We start from the raw sequence: 17,824 nt of genomic DNA on the forward strand, positions 1-17,824 counted from the left end.
CCCATTCATGCCCGCGCTGCTGTTGCTGTTTATTGTTGTACCCATTTTTGAGATGTGGCTGCTGATCACCGTCGGCCGTGAGATCGGGGCCCTGCCCACTATCGGCCTGGTGCTGCTGACTGCTGTGGTCGGCCTGGCACTGCTGCGGCGACAGGGGCTCTCTACAGTGCTGCGTGCCCAGCAGAAGATGCAGGTTGGGGAGCTGCCCGCGCGGGAGATGGCTGAGGGGATTTTTCTCGCCGTGGGCGGGGCGCTGCTGCTGACGCCCGGCTTCTTCACCGACGCACTGGGCTTTGCCTGCCTGATCCCCGGGTTGCGCCAGCTGGTACTCGGGCGGCTGCTGCGTCACGTGGTGGTCGTGCGCGGTGGCGGTTACCCGCCGGGTGGTCAGTACGGACCCCGCCGCGGTCCGGGCCAGGACAGTGACATCATCGAGGGCGAATATTCCCGCGAGGATCGCCAGCGGATGCGCGATGACCGTGATTCTGACAGCGAGCGCTAGCTCTGGACAAATATTGAACAATTCCGGGGCCGCTACTTCCTTGCGGCCCTAAATCCCTACCCGCAGCGCAGTTTTTTTACTTTTTGCTGTTGAAATCCATTCCCCCGCCCATAGATAGGGTGCACGCAGAATTTTGCCCCGACCCTGGCTGCAGGGCTGGGCGCAGAGACCGGCGGCCCGCGGGCCAAGGGTCCTCACTTTGACAACCTTAAGAAACGACTCATTGGAGAGCCTATCCATGAAAATTCGTCCTTTACACGACCGCGTCGTAGTACGCCGTAAGGAAGAGGAAGAGAAGACCGCTGGTGGCATCGTGCTGCCGGGCGCCGCCAAAGAAAAGCCCAACCAGGGCGAAGTGGTCGCCGTGGGCGAAGGCAAGCAGCTGGACAACGGCGACGTGCGCGCGCTGGGCGTGAAAGTAGGCGACACCGTGGTTTTCGGCCGCTACGCCGACAGCAACACCCTGAAGGTGGACGGCGAAGAGCTGATCATCATGAGCGAGAGCGACATCTACGGCGTGCTGGAAGGCTAAGCCCCGCGCTCAAACCAACGCACAGACAGAATTGAGGAACAAGAATCATGGCAGCAAAAGAAGTTAAATTCGGTGACGACGCCCGCCAGAAAATGCTGGCTGGTGTAAACATCCTGGCTGACGCCGTTAAGACCACCCTGGGCCCGAAAGGCCGCAACGTGGTACTGGACAAGTCCTTCGGCGCGCCGACCGTAACCAAAGACGGTGTTTCCGTAGCCAAGGAAATCGAGCTGAAAGACAAGTTCGAGAACATGGGCGCGCAGATGGTGAAGGAAGTGGCTTCCAAGGCCTCCGACACCGCTGGTGACGGCACCACCACCGCCACCGTACTGGCCCAGGCAATCGTGACCGAAGGTCTGAAGTCCGTAGCCGCTGGCTTCAACCCGATGGACCTGAAGCGTGGCATCGACAAGGCCGTAACTGCCGCTGTTGATCACATCGCTACCCTGTCCACTCCCTGTGAAGACAACAAGTCCATCGCCCAGGTAGGCACCATCTCCGCCAACAGCGACGAGAGCGTCGGCACCATCATTGCCGAGGCCATGGAAAAAGTTGGTAAAGAAGGCGTGATCACCGTTGAGGAAGGTCAGTCCCTGCAGAACGAGCTGGACGTCGTTGAAGGCATGCAGTTCGATCGCGGCTACCTGTCCCCGTACTTCGTGACCAACCAGGAGAACATGACTGCCGAGCTGGATAGCCCGTTCATCCTGCTGGTCGACAAGAAGATCTCCAACATCCGCGACCTGCTGCCGCTGCTGGAGCAGGTAGCCAAGGCTTCCAAGCCGCTGCTGATCATCGCTGAAGACGTAGAAGGCGAAGCGCTGGCCACCCTGGTTGTGAACAGCATGCGCGGTATCGTCAAGGTTGCCGCCGTCAAGGCACCGGGCTTCGGCGACCGTCGCAAGGCCATGCTGCAGGACATCGCCATCCTGACCGGCGGCACCGTGATTTCCGAAGAGCTGGGCATGGAGCTGGAGAGCACTACCCTGGAGCACCTGGGCACTGCCAAGCGCGTAACCCTGTCCAAGGAAAACACCGTGATCGTAGACGGCGCTGGCGATGTGAAAGACATCGAAGCCCGCGTCAAGCAGATCCGCGCCCAGATCGAAGAGTCTTCCTCTGACTACGACAAAGAGAAACTGCAAGAGCGTGTTGCCAAGCTGGCCGGCGGTGTTGCAGTGATCAAGGTTGGCGCTGCCACCGAAGTCGAAATGAAAGAGAAGAAGGCCCGCGTTGAAGACGCCCTGCACGCTACCCGCGCTGCGGTAGAAGAGGGCGTAGTTCCTGGCGGTGGTACTGCCCTGGTTCGCGCCGTTCAGTCCATCTCCGTGACTGGCGACAACGAAGACCAGAACCATGGTATCGCCGCTGCGATGCGCGCCATGGAAATGCCGCTGCGTCAGATCGTTGCCAACGCTGGCGACGAGTCCTCCGTGGTTGTGGACAAGGTCAAGCAGGGTTCCGGCAACTACGGCTACAACGCTGCTACCGGTGAGTACGGCGACATGCTGGAAATGGGCATCCTGGACCCGGCCAAGGTTACCCGCTCTGCACTGCAGGCGGCTGCCTCCATCGCCGGTCTGATGATCACCACCGAAGCCATGGTTGCGGAGATTCCGGAAGAGAAGCCGGCTGCTCCGGACATGGGCGGCATGGGTGGCATGGGCGGCATGGGCGGCATGATGTAAGCCGGCCTTTCCAGCCTATCGAGGAAAAGCCCCGCAAATGCGGGGCTTTTTTGTATCTGCTTGGGGCGGGCAGAGAGGAGTTCCGCGAGGCCCGACAAAGCTCGCCTGAATACGCGCAGGTTGCGCGGGGCCTGGGCCGCAGGTTCTTGGATGGAAGTGCTGAGACTCGCGGAGAAAAACTTCCCCACGCTGGCAGAGGTTTGTATTAAAGTCATCTGCAAGGACTATTCGTCCCTCTCGCGCACGGCCAGAGCCCAGGGGTTGTGCATATTGCCTGCATCACACCTCTGCGATCGACCGGCGCGTCCTTGTTCCGGGGTGACCTGCGACCAGTTGTAAAGTGGGGCGCAGTCGTCTATCTACTTTGTCGGGATTGAATATGGCTTGTACGCCGCAGCCGATTCACGTCGTGCCGTTTTTCAATCTGCCAAGATGGCGTTTCCGAGTCTTTCACGCACCGGGCCAGCGACAATAATACCCGCTGTGTTGATGCGAGCGCCGGCATCGATCGCGTAGCGATTGGCAACTCTTGTTGCGTGCCACTTCTGTCCTGGATATTGCGCAAATCGGGCGACTATGAGTTCTTCCGACATTCACATACCCGGATACACCATTCACTCCGCGATCGGCCACGGCGGAATGGCATCTGTGTACCTCGCGACGCAAGAATCGCTCAATCGCAAGGTGGCCATCAAGGTGCTGCGCAACAGCACAGAGGCCGGTATCGGCGAACGCTTTATCAATGAGGCACGCTATATCGCCAATCTCAACAGTCCCCACATCATCACTATCTACGATATCTCGACGTTAAAGAACGGGGACTGCTACATCGCGATGGAGTTTATTGGCGGTGGTGAGGTGGCGGATAACCTGCCAGGGTTGACCACGGTTGAAGGCAAACTCCAAGTGATACGCCAGATCGCGCTGGGCCTGGGAGTGGTGCACGAAAACGGCATTATTCACCGGGATGTGAAACCGTCCAACATCCTGTTTCGCGAAGATGGCACGGCAGTATTGACCGACTTCGGCATTGCCAAAGAGATCGACAATGACTCGGACCTGACCCAGGTGGGGTTCAGCCTGGGCAGCCCCTCATACAGCAGCCCGGAACAGGCGCAGTGCCTTCCCATCGATTCGACAACTGATATTTACAGTCTGGGTGTGGTGCTGCTGGAGCTGTTGCTCGGCCATAACCCGTTCAAGGGAGATAGCCATACCAGCACGGCGCTCAACCATATTCAGTTGCCGGTGCCGGAATTGCCATCGGAGTACCACTACCTTGCACCGCTGGTGAACAAGATGCTGGCCAAGGACCCGGGTAACCGTCACCAGTCTGCCCGCGAGCTGATCGGGGAGATTGACCTGGCATTGCAGATGGCTGGCGATGCACCTCAGCATACACGACCCCGGCGTTTTGGCGCTGACCAGTTTCGCCGACTGCGATTGCCGGCGCTGCCTGCGATCTCTCTGTCAGCGGCGTTCTCCAGGATGCTTTCTGCCCCGGCGTCGCTGCTGTCCCGCTTGGGCACGACGTTTGTACGGCACCGAGCGCCGTTACCAACCCTCTCGTCGGGCAGGCTTGTGGGTGGGCTGGCGACGGTGAGCCTTGGTGCGCTGATGGTGATGGTTTATTTCGGGGCCTTTTACCAGAGTGAGACGGAGCGGGAGATTACCCGCTTGCTGGAGCAGGCAGAGCAGAGCATGCAGGCCGGCCGTTATATCGCGCCAGCGGCCGATAATGCCCGGGATCTCTATCGCCAGGTGTTGCAGCTCGATAACACCAACCTCACCGCCATTCTGGGAATGAAAACAGCCGAGCAAAAACAGGTAGAGGCTTATCTGGCTGAGGGGGCCCAGGCCCTGGCGGATGGCCGGCTGCAGCGACCGGAACAAAACAATGCACTGCATTTTTTCCACCAGGCGCTGGCCATCGACGCGAAGAATTCCCGGGCTCAGACCGGCATCCGCAAAGTGATACAGGAATACATTCGGCTCGCACGCATCGAAATGAGCGAGAGTGACTACAGTGATGCCCATTACTATCTGGACAGTGGGCTCAACATTGCCCCAAATAATGCGATGCTGCTTTCGCTCAGTGACGAAGTGCGAAAAAGGGAGGCGCGGGCGCTGACGCAGCAGCAGGCAAGACAGCGGCCAAGGACCCGGCAGCGCCAGGAAAAGCCGCCCACGGTGAGAACCTATATCCGCAGCGCGCTGGACAAGTTGCGCAGCAAGATGGGTGGGGATTGAGTGCGGAAGGGCACAGAGAGAAAAAGGAAAAGAAGAAAAAGAGAGTCGATCCCCAGGCCTGAAGATTTGATTATCCGCAGCTGATCCAGTGCCCCGGCCCTATTGCGGCCGGGGCACTGCAATCGCACAGCACTTACTGCGAACCGGATGACAGTCTGTGCTTTTCGCGATGCTCCGCAAGCACCTTGCCGGCACCCACTTCGTATTCGCTCAGGGCTTCCATGATCCGCACCAGGCACTGGTCGCGCAGACTTTCCAGCTCGCGGATCGACTGATCCCCCGCCTGTTCCTGGGTGCCTTCCACCATGCGATCGATCAACTGATCGTTCAGCTCCGGTGCTTCCAGCTTGGTCCATGGCAGTTTCAGTGCCGGGCCGAACTGTTCCAGCATATGCCGCATCCCGGTCTCGCCACCGGCCAGGTGGTAGGTGAGGTTGGTACCCATAAAGGCCCAGCGCAGGCCGGGGCCATAGGTGATGGCCTGGTCCAGTTCGCCGGTGGTGGCAACGCCGTCATTGACCAGGTGGAGGATCTCCCGCCACACCGCTTCCAGCAGGCGATCGGACAGGTGGCCGTCGATCTCGTTGCGCACGTGCAGGGGATGCATGCCGATGTCCTTAAAGAAGGTCATGGCACGCTCGATGGTCTCCTCGCTGGTGTGCTCACCGCCCACGACTTCCACCAGTGGCAACAGGTAGACCGGGTTGAACGGGTGGCTCACCACAAAGCGTTCCGGTGCCTCCATTTTCTGTTGCAGCACCGAAGGCTTAAAGCCGGAAGTGGAGGAGCCGATCAGGGCAGATGCCGGTGCGGCCCGGCTGATGTCAGCCAGCAGGTCCACTTTCATGGCCTCCCGTTCCGGGGCGTTTTCCTGGATAAAGTAGGCACCCTCGCAGGCCTGGGCTAGGGAGCTGGCAAAGCGCAGTCGCTCCTTTGATGCGCCCTCAACCAGGCCGATCTTTTCCAGCGCGGGCCAGGCGGTATCGACGCTCTCGCGCAATTTGCGCTCGGCTTCCGCGCCCGGGTCCCAGGCGATCACGTCGTGTCCCTGGGCCAGCAGGCGTGCGACCCAGCCTGCACCGATGACGCCGGTGCCGATAACTGCTGCGTGTGACATATCTCCCCCTTAACCCTGCACTTTCAGGTTCAGGCGTTCGCGGGCTTCTGCCGCAGTGGCGACGGAGCCGCCCAGCAGTTCCACGATACCCGCGGCTTTCTCTACCAGCTGCGCGTTGGTCGCCAGCTGGCCTTTCTTCAGGTAGAGGTTGTCCTCCAGGCCCACACGCATATTGCCGCCCATCAGCATCACCTGGGTGGCCATGGGGAACTGGTGGCGACCAATGCCGAAGCCGGCCCACTGGGCGCCGGTGGGCAGGTTGTCGACCATCGCCTTGAGGGTGCCGATTTCGGGCGGGGCGCCCCAGGGAATGCCCATGCACAGCTGGAACAGCGGCGGCTCGTCCAGCAGACCTTCTTTCATCATCTGGTTGGCGAACCACAGGTTGCCGGTATCGAAGATTTCCAGCTCCGGCTTGACGCCCAGCTCCTGGACGCGCTTCGCGCCGATGCGCAGCATTTCCGGCGAGGAGATATAGACCAGGTTGTCGTTACCAAAGTTGAGCGAGCCGCAGTCCAGGGTGCAGATTTCCGGTCGCAGCTCTTCGATGTGCTTCAGTCGTTCAGCACCACCAACCACATCGGTTCCCTGGGCAAATTGCATCGGGTTTTCATCCGGCCCCAGTAGCAGGTCACCGCCCATGCCGGCGGTCAGATTGATGACCACGTCGGTGTCGGACTCGCGGATACGCTCGACGACTTCGCGGTAAAGCGCGGTATCGCGGCTGGGCGCACCGGTTTCCGGGTCGCGCACGTGGATGTGGGCGATGGCGGCGCCGGCCTTTGCCGCAGCAATGGCATCATCCGCAATCTGCTTCGGGGTAACCGGGACGTGGGGGCTTTTTTCCGTGGTGGCACCGGCGCCGGTCAGGGCGCAGGTGATGATCACGCTGTCGTTCATCTGCATGTTTTGCTCCGGGATTGGTCAAGCTTGCTGCGCATGCTAAGGATCCACGGGCAAAGATCTCGCGCTAGGGCGCAGGGAAGTTTCGTTGATGCGACAAACCCACCTGTTACGGCAGGTTTGAGTGCCTTTGGGGCTGGTGAGAGGAGGCTGGCCTGGGTGTGCGGGGTTTCTCAGGCGAGGGACTGTCCGCGATCCTTGCTGGGGCTGGTGCCGAAGTCCTCGCGGTAAGCGGAGCTGAAGTAGGCGGCGGACTGGAAGCCGCAGGAAACGGCGACTTCCAGCACGGTCATGTCGGTCTGTCGCAGCAGCTGGCGGGCGCGCTCCAGCCGCAGGCGGCGGTAAAAGCGCTTGGGTGGGGTGCCGATGTCTTTCTTGAATAGCCGCTCCAGCTCGCGGGTGGAGGTTTCGATCTGCGCGGCGATCTGCTGGATGGTCAGCGGGCTGGCAAGGTTTTGCTCCATGATTTCCACGGCCCGGATCAGCCGCCGGTTGGTGGTGGTCAGGCGGGCTCGCAGGCTCATGCGCTGGGCGTCGTCGGCACTTTGCACATGGCTGTAGGTAAATTGCTCGGCCACCGCATTGGCCAGGGTATGGCCGTGACTGGCGCGAATCAGGTTCAGCATCATGTCCAGGCTGCTGAGCCCGCCGGCAGCGGAGACGCGGCCCTCCTCGATCATAAAGCGTTCCGGCACCACCTGAATGGTGGGAAAGCTCTCCTGGAAACTGCTGCTGGACTCCCAGTGCACGATTGCCTTCTGGCCCTGCAGCAGGCCCGCCTTGGCCAGGATATGGGCCCCGGTATCCACGCAACCCAGGCTGACCCCGTTGGCGGACAGGCGCCGCAGCTCGTGAAAAAGGGTATCGCCAGCCCCCTCCAATGGGTCAAAGCCGGACACCACCACAACGGTCTGGTATTCGTCGGGGCAGTCCGCGAGGGCGCAGGCCGCGGGGAAGGGCATGCCGTTGGAGGCCCGCACCGGCTCGCCATCCTCGGACATAAACATGAACTCGAACAGCTGCCGCCCGGCAATACGGTTGGCGACCCGCAAGGGCTCCGAGCAACAGGCCAGAGCAAAGAAGGAAAACCCCGGCACCAGCACAAAGCCGATATGAACCGTGTTGCTGTGCCCAAACCGGGGCGGCTGGAAAGTATCCTGGGGGGCAAACTCCCGTGGATTATCGGTCATGTCGGATTAGGTAAACAAATGATCGCATTGGGTAAAGTATAAACAGTTTCAGTCGCTAGGATAGGCGCACTCTTTTAGAACTCTAAATTTTTATGGAACTTTTCCTGAATTCAATAAGCACTGGAACCGTAATGCAAACTGCCAAGAAAGACGCCAATTCCTCGCTTGAGACCAAGCCTCTCGCCAAAGCAATTTCGACCTCTTTGGCCATCATGCTGAGCCACAGTGTAATGGCCCAAGAGGCTGGCCAGGAACAGAAGACTACCAAGCTGGCGCTGGAAGAGGTGACGGTCACCGCGCAGCGCAAATCGCAGAATCTGCAGGACGTGCCCATTGCCGTATCCGCTTTCAGCGGCGAGGCCATGGAGCGGGGCAACATGCTGAACGTGGACGATGTATCGGCCATGACCCCAGGTTTTTCTCTCTCCACCTACAACCCGGTAACGCCGCAGCCCTACATTCGCGGCGTTGGCACCAACTCCAGCTCCGTGGGCGACGATGCCTCCGTGGGTGTGTTTATCGACGAAGTGTACGCGGGCCGTGCCGGCGGTTACAGCGCCGATATGTTCGACGTGCAGCGTGTGGAAGTGCTGCGTGGTCCGCAGGGCTCCCTTTACGGCCGCAACGTTGCCGGGGGTGCGATCAACGTGATCACCAACAACCCCACCGAAACCTTTGAGGCCAAAACAAAATTGACCTATGGCAACTACAACCTGGTAGAAGCCCGCGGTATGGTCAGCGGCCCACTGGCCGAGAACGTGAACGGCCGTATTGCGGTTTCCAGCCGCCAGCGCGATGGCTGGATCGAGAATGTCTCCACCGGCAATGAGCTGGCCGACCAGGACAACCTCTCCCTGCGTGGCAAGCTGGATATTACGCTGGGTGACTACACTGACCTGCTGCTGAGCGCCGACTACGCCCAGGACGAACTGGTGGGTTCCGGTGCACGTGCCATCGATGGTTACCAGGAAGTATTTGGCGTTGCCCATCCGACCGAAGGCAAGCAGGACGAGGTAGACCTGTTCTTCGACGGTGCCACCGATCGCGACATGCACGGTGTTTCCGCCAAGCTGACCCACGCCATTGGCGCAGTGGATCTGGTTTCCATCACCGCTTACCGCACCCAGGACTACACCTTCAACGATGACCTTCTGGGTCGCTACCTGGCACCGGCCAATGCGGCGCTGACCAACGATGCCACCGAAGAATCCAGCCAGTTCACCCAGGAGCTGCGCCTGCAGTCCGCCACTGACAAGCTGGACTGGACCGCCGGTGTTTACTATTTCCAGGAAGAGGTCGAGCGTGGAGAGAGCTTTGACTCCACCCTGGTCTACGAAACCCTGGGCCTGGGTGGTCTGGGCCTGGCCTCCCGTCCGGTCTGGGATGCCTCCAACGAAACCACCAGCTATGCGGCCTTCGGTGAGGCGACCTACAACTTCACCCCGGCGTGGAGCGCCTCCCTGGGTGGTCGTTACACCTACGACCAGAAGGACTTCGCCAGCACCGCCAGCGGCGCGCCGGACCTGTTCGGCTTCCTGGCCGAGAACTACGCGGTGACTGCCGACGAGAGCTGGAGCAAGTTCACCCCGAAGGCCACCGTGACTTTCACCGCTGAAGACGGCGATATCGTTTACGCGACGCTCTCCGAAGGCTACAAGGCCGGCGGCTTCAACGGCATTGCAGCGACCGAGCAGGGCGCCACCGTGGCATTCGACCCGGAAAACGCCACCAACTACGAACTGGGCTTTAAATCCAGCATGCTGGAGCAGCGCGTGCGCCTGAACGGTGCCGTGTTCTTCCTCGACTACAGCGACCTGCAGAGCTTCACTGTCGACCTAGAAAGCGGCCGAGTGAAAACCGCCACCGGCGATGCGGAGATCAAGGGCCTGGAGCTCGAAGCCACTGCCTTCCTGACCGATGGTCTGCGCATGGGGGTGAACTACGGCTACACCGACTCCGAATACGTGCGCTTCGAGTCGCGTCCGGAGGTGGTCGGCAATCGCCTCGCCCGCACCCCGGAGCACTCGGTATCCGCCAACATCAATTACGAGTGGCTGCTGGGTAATGGCACTGCCATTATTTTCAACACCAATGCCATGTACCAGGACGAGGTGTCCTACAGCGTCAGCAACAGCGCCGCCGCCGGAGACGACGCCCGCACCCTGGTGAACTTCAACGCGACCTGGGACAACTACGCCGGAATGGAAGTGTCCCTGTGGGGCAAGAACCTGACCGACGAGGAGTATCGCGCGCACTCCTTCGAGCAGTCCGGTATGGCCTTCTACATCCCGGGCGAACCGTTGACCTGGGGCGTGAGCGTTACCCGGGAATTCCTCTGACCTGAGACTCCCGCCAGGGGCCCGCAGCGATGTGGGCCCCTTTTGTTATGCCTGGTGAAAACATGCAAATGAAATCAACCCTGCCGCGGCCGCGACTGGACCTGCCGGTATTCCTGCCGGCGTTCGGAATCGCGGTGCTGGTGGCGAGTATCCTGGTGCTGATGCCGCAGCAGGCAGAGATATGGGCGAGTGACATGATGTCATTCGTCACCGGCCAGTTCGGCTGGCTGTTCGTTATCTTCGGCTTCGGCACTTTTGTGTTTGCCCTGTGGCTGGCGTTCGGGCGCTTCGGGCAGGTGAAGCTGTCCCGCACCGATGAGCCGCCGGAATATTCCGAACTGAGCTGGGCGGCGATGATGTTCTCGGCCGGCATCGGCATTGGCCTGGTGAGCTGGTCTTTTGTCGAGCCCATCTATTACCTGTCGACACCACCGCTGAATATCGAGCCCAACTCGGCCAGTGCGGCGGAGTGGGGACATATGTACTCCCTGTTCCACTGGAGCTTCGTGCCCTGGGCGCTGTATGCGGTTCCCTCCGTGGCCGTGGCCTACATGCTGTATGTGAGCCGTCGCTCGTTCCTGCGGGTATCGGAAGTGTGCCGGCCGCTGATTGGCCGCCACGCTGATGGCTGGGCCGGCAAGGTCATCGATACACTGATTATCCTCGGTCTCATTGGCGGGGCTGGCACTTCGCTGGGCCTGGGTGTGCCGCTGGTTTCCGCACTGACCACGTCGCTGCTGGGGATCGAAGAGTCCCTGCTTACGCAGTTGGGGGTGATCGGCCTGTGGACGCTGATTTTCGGTATCAGTGCCTACAAGGGCCTGAAAGCGGGTATCCGCATTCTCAGTGATATCAATATCTACCTGGCGGTGCTGCTGGTGCTGCTGGTGCTGCTGGCCGGGCCGACGGTATTTATCCTCAGTTTGTCCGCCAGTAGCCTGGGGCTGATGCTGGACAGCTTCACCCGTATCAGCTTCTGGCTGGACCCGATCCGCCAGGGCGGTTTTCCCGATGCCTGGACCCTGTTCTACTGGGCCTGGTGGATTGCCTACGCCCCCCTGATGGGGCTGTTCTTTGGCCGCATTTCCCGCGGCCGCACCATCCGCCAGATGGTGCTCGGCATCATGCTCTGGGGCAGCCTGGGTTGTATTGCCTTCCTGAGTATTTGCGGCGCTTACGCGCTGGAGCTGGAGCTATCGGGCAAGCTGGCGGTCACCGAGCTGCTGAATAGCCACGGCATCCCGGCGACTGTGGTGGCGATTGTGCAGACGCTGCCCTTCAGCCAGCTGGTGATGGCCGCGTTTACGCTGCTGAGCTTTGTGTTCCTGGCCACCACGCTGGATTCATCCGCCTACGTGCTCGCCAGTATCAGCACCCGCAACCTGTCCGGGGAGCAAGAGCCGGCCAAGGCCAACCGGCTGGCCTGGGCGTTTGCCCTGGCGATGATCGCCATCGGCCTGCTGTTTGCCAATGGCCTGGATACAGTGAAATCACTGACCATTATCCTGGCACTGCCCCTGACCCTGATCCTGTTCCTGATTTTCCGCTCCCTGCTCAGGGCGCTGGACAATGACTTCGGCCGCCGGGTGCGCAAGACCGCGCTGGTGGTGGAAACGACCAATGAGGAGTTGCAACAAAATGGTTAGATTTTTCCTGTTACTGGTGGTGCTGTTCAGCGCCCAGGCACTGGCCACCGACAAGAGCCGTGAAGAGCTGGAAGACGTGGTGGAAGAGGGCTCCATTGAGAGCTTTATCGCCAACGCAATTGCCCACGCGAAAGCCACCGTAAAGCCTACCACCCTGGAAGCCATCAGCGCGGACCTGCGCCCGCACGACAAGGAATACTTCCCCGAGTCCGACAAGCCGGTACCCACCGTACTGTTTTTCCACGGCTGCAGCGGCCCCACCGCCAGCCACGAGCAGGACTGGGCCAAGCGCTTCAACGGCGAAGGCATTGGCATGATTGCGGTGGACAGTTACGCGGGCAGGGGCATTGACTGGCAGCAGGCGTGCAATATGCAGGCAATGACGCCCTGGCAGCGCTCCGCGGATATCCTCGCTACCATCGAGGACGTTAAAAACGATTCCCGCGTGGATGCAGAGCAGCTGTACGTCGCCGGCTTTTCCCACGGCGCCGTTACCATCTGGGCCGCTCTGGCACAGGCCTCTGCCAACTCCGCACCCATTGGCCTGAAAGAGTGGCCGCAAGTCGGCTTTGAACAACACGTACAGGGCGCCTTCATGTTCTACGGCACCTGTATGCAGCCCTGGACCGTGGATGTTGATGCGGTGCAGTTCCTCGCCGAAGAAGACCGCTACATTGAAGAGGAAGTGTGCCAGGCGTACCTGCCCAACCATCCACAGCAGGCGGGCGAGCTGACCCTGAAACTCTACGAAGGAGCCACCCACACCTTCGATCACGCCGACCCAAACCAGGCCAATATCGAGGCGGGCTCCAAGTATGACCCGGTCGCGACCGAAGACGCCTGGCAGACCATGCTATCCATGATCAAGGGGGGCAACTAATGGCCGGCGTGCGTACTTTCTCCGGCGTGGCGCACACCTGGTTGTGCGACGAGATGGGGCACATGAACACCCGCAATTACGTGGGCATGTTCGACGATGCCATGCAGCACTTCATGCTGGTACTGGGGCACAACGCCATGGTCGAAGGCCAGCGTCGCCTCGGCTGGGCCGATGTGCGGCATGAGATCGACTACAAGGCGGAAGTCCCCGAGGGCGCTCTGGTGCATGTAGAGTGCGAAGTACTGCGGGTCGGTAACAGCTCCATCACCTACCGCCAGACACTCATCCTGAGTGAAAGCAATGAGGTGGCGGCGGTGAACAAGGCCACTTCGGTGCTGTTTGACCTGAAACAGCGTTCTGCAACGTCGATACCAGATATGATGCGGGAGAGGGCAGCCCTGCGCTTGGCGGAAGATGCGGCCTGAACTGGACTCGGTTCCCGATATTAGAGCCCCGCAATCGCGGGGTTTTTTTTGCCTGCTTCGTGCCGGCAGCCAAACGTCCGGAGTAGTTGGCTTGTTGGTAATCTTCCAAACGTGACTAGCAGTAAGCCTGCGTCGGTTCCTGGACCAGGTTGGGCGTAATCACCAGGCGATCCATCGGACTCTTTACGCCCTTGCCCCCGCGGTTCACCACATGAGTGTAAATCTCCGTGGTACTAATGTCCGAGTGGCCCAGCAGTTCCTGGATTGTCCTCAGGTCGTATCCCTCCTCCAGCAGGTGTGTGGCAAAGCTGTGTCGAAATGCATGGGCTCTGGCGGGTTTATGGATTCCGGCAGCCTTGACGGCGCAACGGATCTGTTTCGAGAGGGCAGTCGGATGCAGGTGGTGCCGGCGTACCACTCCGGTACGAGGGCAGGGACCAGGCCTCGAGGCCGGGAACAGGTATTGCCAGGCGATCTCACTAGCTGCGTTTGGGTATTTTCGGGCCAGTGCATCAGGTAAATAAACCTCTCCATAGCCGTCTGCGAGATCTTGCGCATGCAATAACTCCACACGTCCAATCTGCCGCCTGAGATCCCCAGTCAGTGCCTGGGGCAGCATGGTTGTCCTGTCTTTGTTGCCCTTGCCAGCGCGAACAATAATGTTGTTACTCGCGAAGTCGATGTCTTTTACTCGTGATGAGAGTAACTCTGCCGATCGCAAGCCAGCGCCATAAAGCAGCTGCACCCGAAGGCGAGCGGCACCATTCAGATAAGCCAGGATAGACGCGATCTCTGCACGACTGTAGACCACCGGTAGGCGCTGGGGGCGCTTGGCGTGCGTGAATCGCAGCCCATCTAATGGGATACCCATAAACCGCACGTAAAGATAGACCAATGCATTGAGCACGATTCGCTGTGTTCCCACCGAGCAATCTCGACTCTCTGACAGGTAGGTCAGGAAATTCTCAACATCCGGCACACCCATTTCTTTGGGGTGCCGTTTTCTATGAAAAAGAATAAAGCGCCGAATCCAGTGTATGTACGTGCGCTCGGTGGTGTACGCCAACCCCGCGCCTCGCATATGTTGGCGTAGTTGATCCAGAAAGCGGACAGGTCTTTGCGGAAGCCTTCTCTTGATGTCATCCATAACATACCCGAAAAACTGTTTATATATACAGTAGTCCTCTTGATGAAGCTCGTCAATGCCAGGAACAACAGCCTATGGCTTGTGTTTACGGGATGGGATAGGCTAAGTAACTGATTTAGAAGGGCGAGATTTTGCAAATCCAGCCCATGAGACTGAGAAATATAGAGTCCATGGCTTCAATTCGCGGATTCTGGCCTAGACCCAAAGTTGCTAGATTGTTGTTTTTCATGGAGTTTTCACAGAGTCATCGCAGCTAAGAAGCGGGAACAATAGCCTTCTAAAACAAAAGCCAAGGGCTTATGAATAAAACTGTTAGGTGAGGGGCGAGCGTAGTGAAGCATCCACTTTTCAGTCGGGATATGGAAGACAAACTCAGTTCTTTCTTTCTGGGTGCTTCTAGCTCTTCTGTATGGTTATCTTTTGGGGTTTTGGCTTTGGCCGCGCTCATTAGCTTGTCCCTTGCTTCCATAGAGAAGGGGAGCGTATTGGAGATGTTGCTAATAGGTGTTGGCGTCACTGGAGTGTTGTTTACATGGCTATCAGCGCAGGCTCATGCGCACCAAAGGAGTTCAAAGTTTTTGGTAATTGCGATCTTTTTGGTATGGCCACTTTCATACTGGTATCTGTTTCGTGAGAAATGGCGTGCCATCACCTAACAAGGCGCTGTTGTCGCAGCCTGAGGCTGCTGGGACGGCCAACTGCGTTGCCCGCCCCAAAGCTTGGCGTTAATCATATATGAGCACCAGTGCGACCAGGAAAATAGAGTAATTTGAGGGGAAGTCGAAGTTAAAGCGGCTTTGTGTTGTTGTTTTGGCAGGATCGCAATTCTATCTGTCATCTTATGGATGCTGCCCCAGAGTGTACAAATTGAAGAAGGTAAAGCCATATCAAGTGTTGTCGTCTCCTTCGGGGCCTAAACAAGCCTTTCACTTCTTCCGAACACCAAATTTGCTCCAAAGCCGGGCGGCCGTCCGATAATGAATGAGAGAGAATGAGATGGAGATGTCAACACCGCAGTGGATCGTGTTCGTAATCGTGATAGGCTATATTGCCGTCTGTTTCGGCAAGATCGCCGGCAAGCACGGGCGTAATCCTTTGCTGTACGGCTTGCTCTCGATCATCTCCCCAGTAAACCTTGTCATTCTGGGTGTCTGGGCTTTTTCAAAGTCTGGCATGAAGCCAGGCGCCGAGGGCAAAAACGTTAACTGACCTGCTAGCTAGTCCCGGCCCGGTACGCTTGGTATCGACGTCAACTGGCTTTACACAGGCCTGAAAAGGAGAAGAAGATGCACTGTAAAATTGCTGAAATGAAGTCTTTAATGGATACCCCAACTGCTCAAGTCCAGGCGGAAGAGGCTGGTGGGATGACCATCAGCCATACGCAGTTTTCTGCTGGAACTGACTTCGCACCGCTATTGAGCGGCCTGAAGGATGATAGTTGTCAGTGTCCGCATTGGGGATATGTTCTAAAGGGGGAGGTCATCGTTGACTATTCCGATGGTCAACAAGAAAAGGTCGGCGCGGGTGAGGCTTACTACCTTCGGCCAGGCCACTCAGTGAGATTTGAAGAAGATACTCAATGCGTTGAGTTCAGCCCTACAGATGAATTGAACGAAGTGCTCGCGCATGCCGGTGAAAAGATGGCGGAATTTGCCTGATTTATCGGCAAGGTGAAAAACGCGTCAGCGGCGAAGCTTGCAGCGTTGCTTCATCACCGTGTCCATCGTTCCCATCTTACCCATATGAAACGGCGCGCCGCCTGGCGCGCCTTGCGCGGGGCCTGTGTTAAAGGCCAGCCTGGAATATCGAGACACCATTGTTGTCTTGGCTAGCCTGGCAAGAAAGCCCTGAGCTGACCAAGCAAAAAGAGTGAGGCCTGTCATTCAGTCAAACTCGGCCTCTGCAGAAGATTCATTATTTGTTCTAGGTGACTTTGTTTTTCCGGTTGAACTCGGGTTGCAGGAACTGCTCAGTTGCCAGAATCTTTCCCAGCCGAGCCGTGGCGACAGCGATATCCTGGTAGCTCAGGTACAAAGGCGAAAAACCAAAGCGGAGGATGTTGGGGGAGCGAAAATCGGCAATTACGCCTTCCGCAATCAGCGCCTGGCAGATCGCATAAGCGTGGTCGTGTTCATAAGCGAGTTGTCCGCCCCGCTGGTCATGGTCGAGGGGGCTGGCGAGTTTCAGGCTACTCAGCTCGGGTGCCTGGGCCACCCGCAGGGCAAAGAAGTCGGCCAGACCCAGAGACTTCTCCCTCACATCGTCAATGGCAATGTCACTGTAAACCGACAATGCGGCATCGAGGACGCTCATCGAGAGAATGGGCGGTGTCCCGGCCAGGAATTGCTTGATATCACCGGACGCCTGATATTCGCTGTCAAAGGCGAAGGGGTTCTGGTGGCCCATCCAACCGGCGATGGGTTGGTGTAGTTCGCCCTGGTGTGTTTTTGCGGCATAGAGGAATGCGGGCGCGCCCGGTCCGCCATTGAGGTATTTGTACCCACAGCCTACGGCAAAGTCGACATTCCAGCGATCCAGCTCCAGCGGCATAACGCCGGCACTGTGGGCCAGGTCCCAGACCACCAGTATTCCTTTTGCATGGGCCAGCTCGGTCATGCGCTGGATATCGTGGGCATAACCGCTGCGAAAATTCACTTGTGTCAGTAGCAGTACAGCGATGTCCTCGCCAAGGGCTGATTCGATTTCATTTTTTGCGACAGTGACCAGCTCACAGTTCTCATGCCCCAATAGCTGAGAAAGGCCCTGCGATACATACAGGTCCGTGGGGAAATTATCCTGCTGTGAGAGGATGCGGTTGCGGCCCGGGTTCAGGCGTAGGGCGGCGGCCAGTAGCTTGAACAGGTTGACGGAGATCGAGTCACAGCAGATCACCTGGCCGGGTCCTGCGCCCAGTAGTGGGGCGATTTTCTCGCCGACCGTCTCGGGCAGGTCGATCCAGGCATGCTGGTTCCAGCTGGTGATCAGGTCTGCGGCCCATTGCTGCTCCACCACCTCCCTGGCGCGTTCACGGGCCGCCAAGGGCATCGGCCCGAGTGAGTTGCCATCCAGATAGATGGTCCCTGGCGGTAGGTGGAATTGCTGCCGTTTCGCCCTCAGGGGATCGGTCGCATCCAGTTCTTCAGCGCTGGGCATTTTATTTTCAGGGTTGAGCTTTTGCAGTACTTCGGTCGGGCGCATTCATCGG

General features: G+C 58.9%; 16 protein-coding genes. 10 read left to right on the forward strand and 6 right to left on the reverse strand.

The annotated features are described in order from the left end of the window. The first annotated feature begins 7 nt into the window (after positions 1-7). The 3 genes from AWR36_RS13575 (at position 8) to groL (ending at position 2,722) form a co-directional block, all read left to right on the forward strand. Complete coding sequence (locus AWR36_RS13575) at positions 8-502, forward strand: FxsA family protein (RefSeq protein ID WP_067085937.1); 495 nt, start codon at positions 8-10, stop codon at positions 500-502. Between the two features lie 238 nt (positions 503-740). Beyond that, a complete protein-coding gene (locus tag AWR36_RS13580; RefSeq protein ID WP_067085940.1) occupies positions 741-1,034 on the forward strand; it encodes a co-chaperone GroES in 294 nt (97 codons plus the stop codon). A gap of 47 nt (positions 1,035-1,081) precedes the next feature. Continuing rightward, entirely contained in the window at positions 1,082-2,722 is a 1,641-nt protein-coding gene (gene groL, locus AWR36_RS13585; protein WP_067085943.1) for a chaperonin GroEL, read from the forward strand. Between the two features lie 419 nt (positions 2,723-3,141). Here the strand turns inward: groL and AWR36_RS16255 are convergent, their stop codons facing one another. Continuing rightward, positions 3,142-3,315, reverse strand: coding sequence for a hypothetical protein (locus AWR36_RS16255; protein WP_176491144.1), 174 nt, complete (start codon positions 3,313-3,315; stop codon positions 3,142-3,144). Between AWR36_RS16255 and AWR36_RS13590 the strand changes: the two genes are divergently transcribed. Beyond that, on the forward strand, positions 3,299-4,972 hold the full coding sequence (locus AWR36_RS13590) for a serine/threonine-protein kinase (protein WP_067085946.1): 1,674 nt from the start codon (positions 3,299-3,301) through the stop codon (positions 4,970-4,972). The genes AWR36_RS16255 and AWR36_RS13590 overlap by 17 nt on opposite strands. A gap of 133 nt (positions 4,973-5,105) precedes the next feature. On the opposite strand, the gene AWR36_RS13595 is transcribed toward AWR36_RS13590, so the two are convergent. The 3 genes from AWR36_RS13595 to AWR36_RS13605 form a co-directional block, all read right to left on the reverse strand. Continuing rightward, a complete protein-coding gene (locus AWR36_RS13595) occupies positions 5,106-6,089 on the reverse strand; it encodes an L-carnitine dehydrogenase (protein WP_067085949.1) in 984 nt (327 codons plus the stop codon). A gap of 9 nt (positions 6,090-6,098) precedes the next feature. Continuing rightward, a complete protein-coding gene (locus AWR36_RS13600; protein WP_231745340.1) occupies positions 6,099-6,995 on the reverse strand; it encodes a BKACE family enzyme in 897 nt (298 codons plus the stop codon). A 170-nt stretch (positions 6,996-7,165) separates the two neighbouring features. Further along, complete coding sequence (locus AWR36_RS13605) at positions 7,166-8,182, reverse strand: GlxA family transcriptional regulator (RefSeq protein WP_082679609.1); 1,017 nt, start codon at positions 8,180-8,182, stop codon at positions 7,166-7,168. A 131-nt stretch (positions 8,183-8,313) separates the two neighbouring features. Between AWR36_RS13605 and AWR36_RS13610 the strand changes: the two genes are divergently transcribed. The 4 genes from AWR36_RS13610 (at position 8,314) to AWR36_RS13625 (ending at position 13,472) form a co-directional block, all read left to right on the forward strand. Then, on the forward strand, positions 8,314-10,521 hold the full coding sequence (locus tag AWR36_RS13610) for a TonB-dependent receptor (protein ID WP_067085952.1): 2,208 nt from the start codon (positions 8,314-8,316) through the stop codon (positions 10,519-10,521). A 62-nt stretch (positions 10,522-10,583) separates the two neighbouring features. Beyond that, positions 10,584-12,167: a BCCT family transporter gene (locus tag AWR36_RS13615; RefSeq protein ID WP_197409278.1), complete on the forward strand. Its 1,584-nt coding sequence runs from the start codon at positions 10,584-10,586 to the stop codon at positions 12,165-12,167. After that, positions 12,160-13,047 carry a dienelactone hydrolase family protein gene (locus tag AWR36_RS13620; protein WP_067085955.1) on the forward strand — a complete coding sequence of 296 codons (888 nt, stop codon included), beginning with the start codon at positions 12,160-12,162 and terminating at the stop codon, positions 13,045-13,047. The genes AWR36_RS13615 and AWR36_RS13620 overlap by 8 nt, the downstream gene beginning before the upstream one ends. Continuing rightward, a complete protein-coding gene (locus AWR36_RS13625; protein WP_067085958.1) occupies positions 13,047-13,472 on the forward strand; it encodes an acyl-CoA thioesterase in 426 nt (141 codons plus the stop codon). Before AWR36_RS13620 ends, AWR36_RS13625 begins: the two co-directional genes overlap by 1 nt. 115 nt (positions 13,473-13,587) lie before the next feature. On the opposite strand, the gene AWR36_RS13630 is transcribed toward AWR36_RS13625, so the two are convergent. Further along, entirely contained in the window at positions 13,588-14,619 is a 1,032-nt protein-coding gene (locus tag AWR36_RS13630) for an integron integrase (protein WP_067085963.1), read from the reverse strand. Between the two features lie 996 nt (positions 14,620-15,615). Here AWR36_RS13630 and AWR36_RS13640 point away from each other — a divergent pair. Together AWR36_RS13640 and AWR36_RS13645 are read left to right on the forward strand one after the other, a co-directional pair. Next, positions 15,616-15,828: a hypothetical protein gene (locus tag AWR36_RS13640; protein WP_067085969.1), complete on the forward strand. Its 213-nt coding sequence runs from the start codon at positions 15,616-15,618 to the stop codon at positions 15,826-15,828. Between the two features lie 77 nt (positions 15,829-15,905). Further along, positions 15,906-16,277: a cupin domain-containing protein gene (locus AWR36_RS13645; RefSeq protein ID WP_067085971.1), complete on the forward strand. Its 372-nt coding sequence runs from the start codon at positions 15,906-15,908 to the stop codon at positions 16,275-16,277. 265 nt (positions 16,278-16,542) lie between these two features. Here AWR36_RS13645 and kynU read toward each other — a convergent pair whose 3' ends face one another. Then, positions 16,543-17,817 (reverse strand): kynureninase, encoded by a 1,275-nt coding sequence (kynU, locus tag AWR36_RS13650; RefSeq protein WP_197409279.1) that lies wholly within the window; start codon positions 17,815-17,817, stop codon positions 16,543-16,545. Between the last annotated feature and the right edge of the window lie 7 nt (positions 17,818-17,824).

This window comes from Microbulbifer flavimaris, from assembly GCF_001641755.2.
GTDB classification, from domain to species: Bacteria; Pseudomonadota; Gammaproteobacteria; order Pseudomonadales; family Cellvibrionaceae; genus Microbulbifer; species Microbulbifer flavimaris.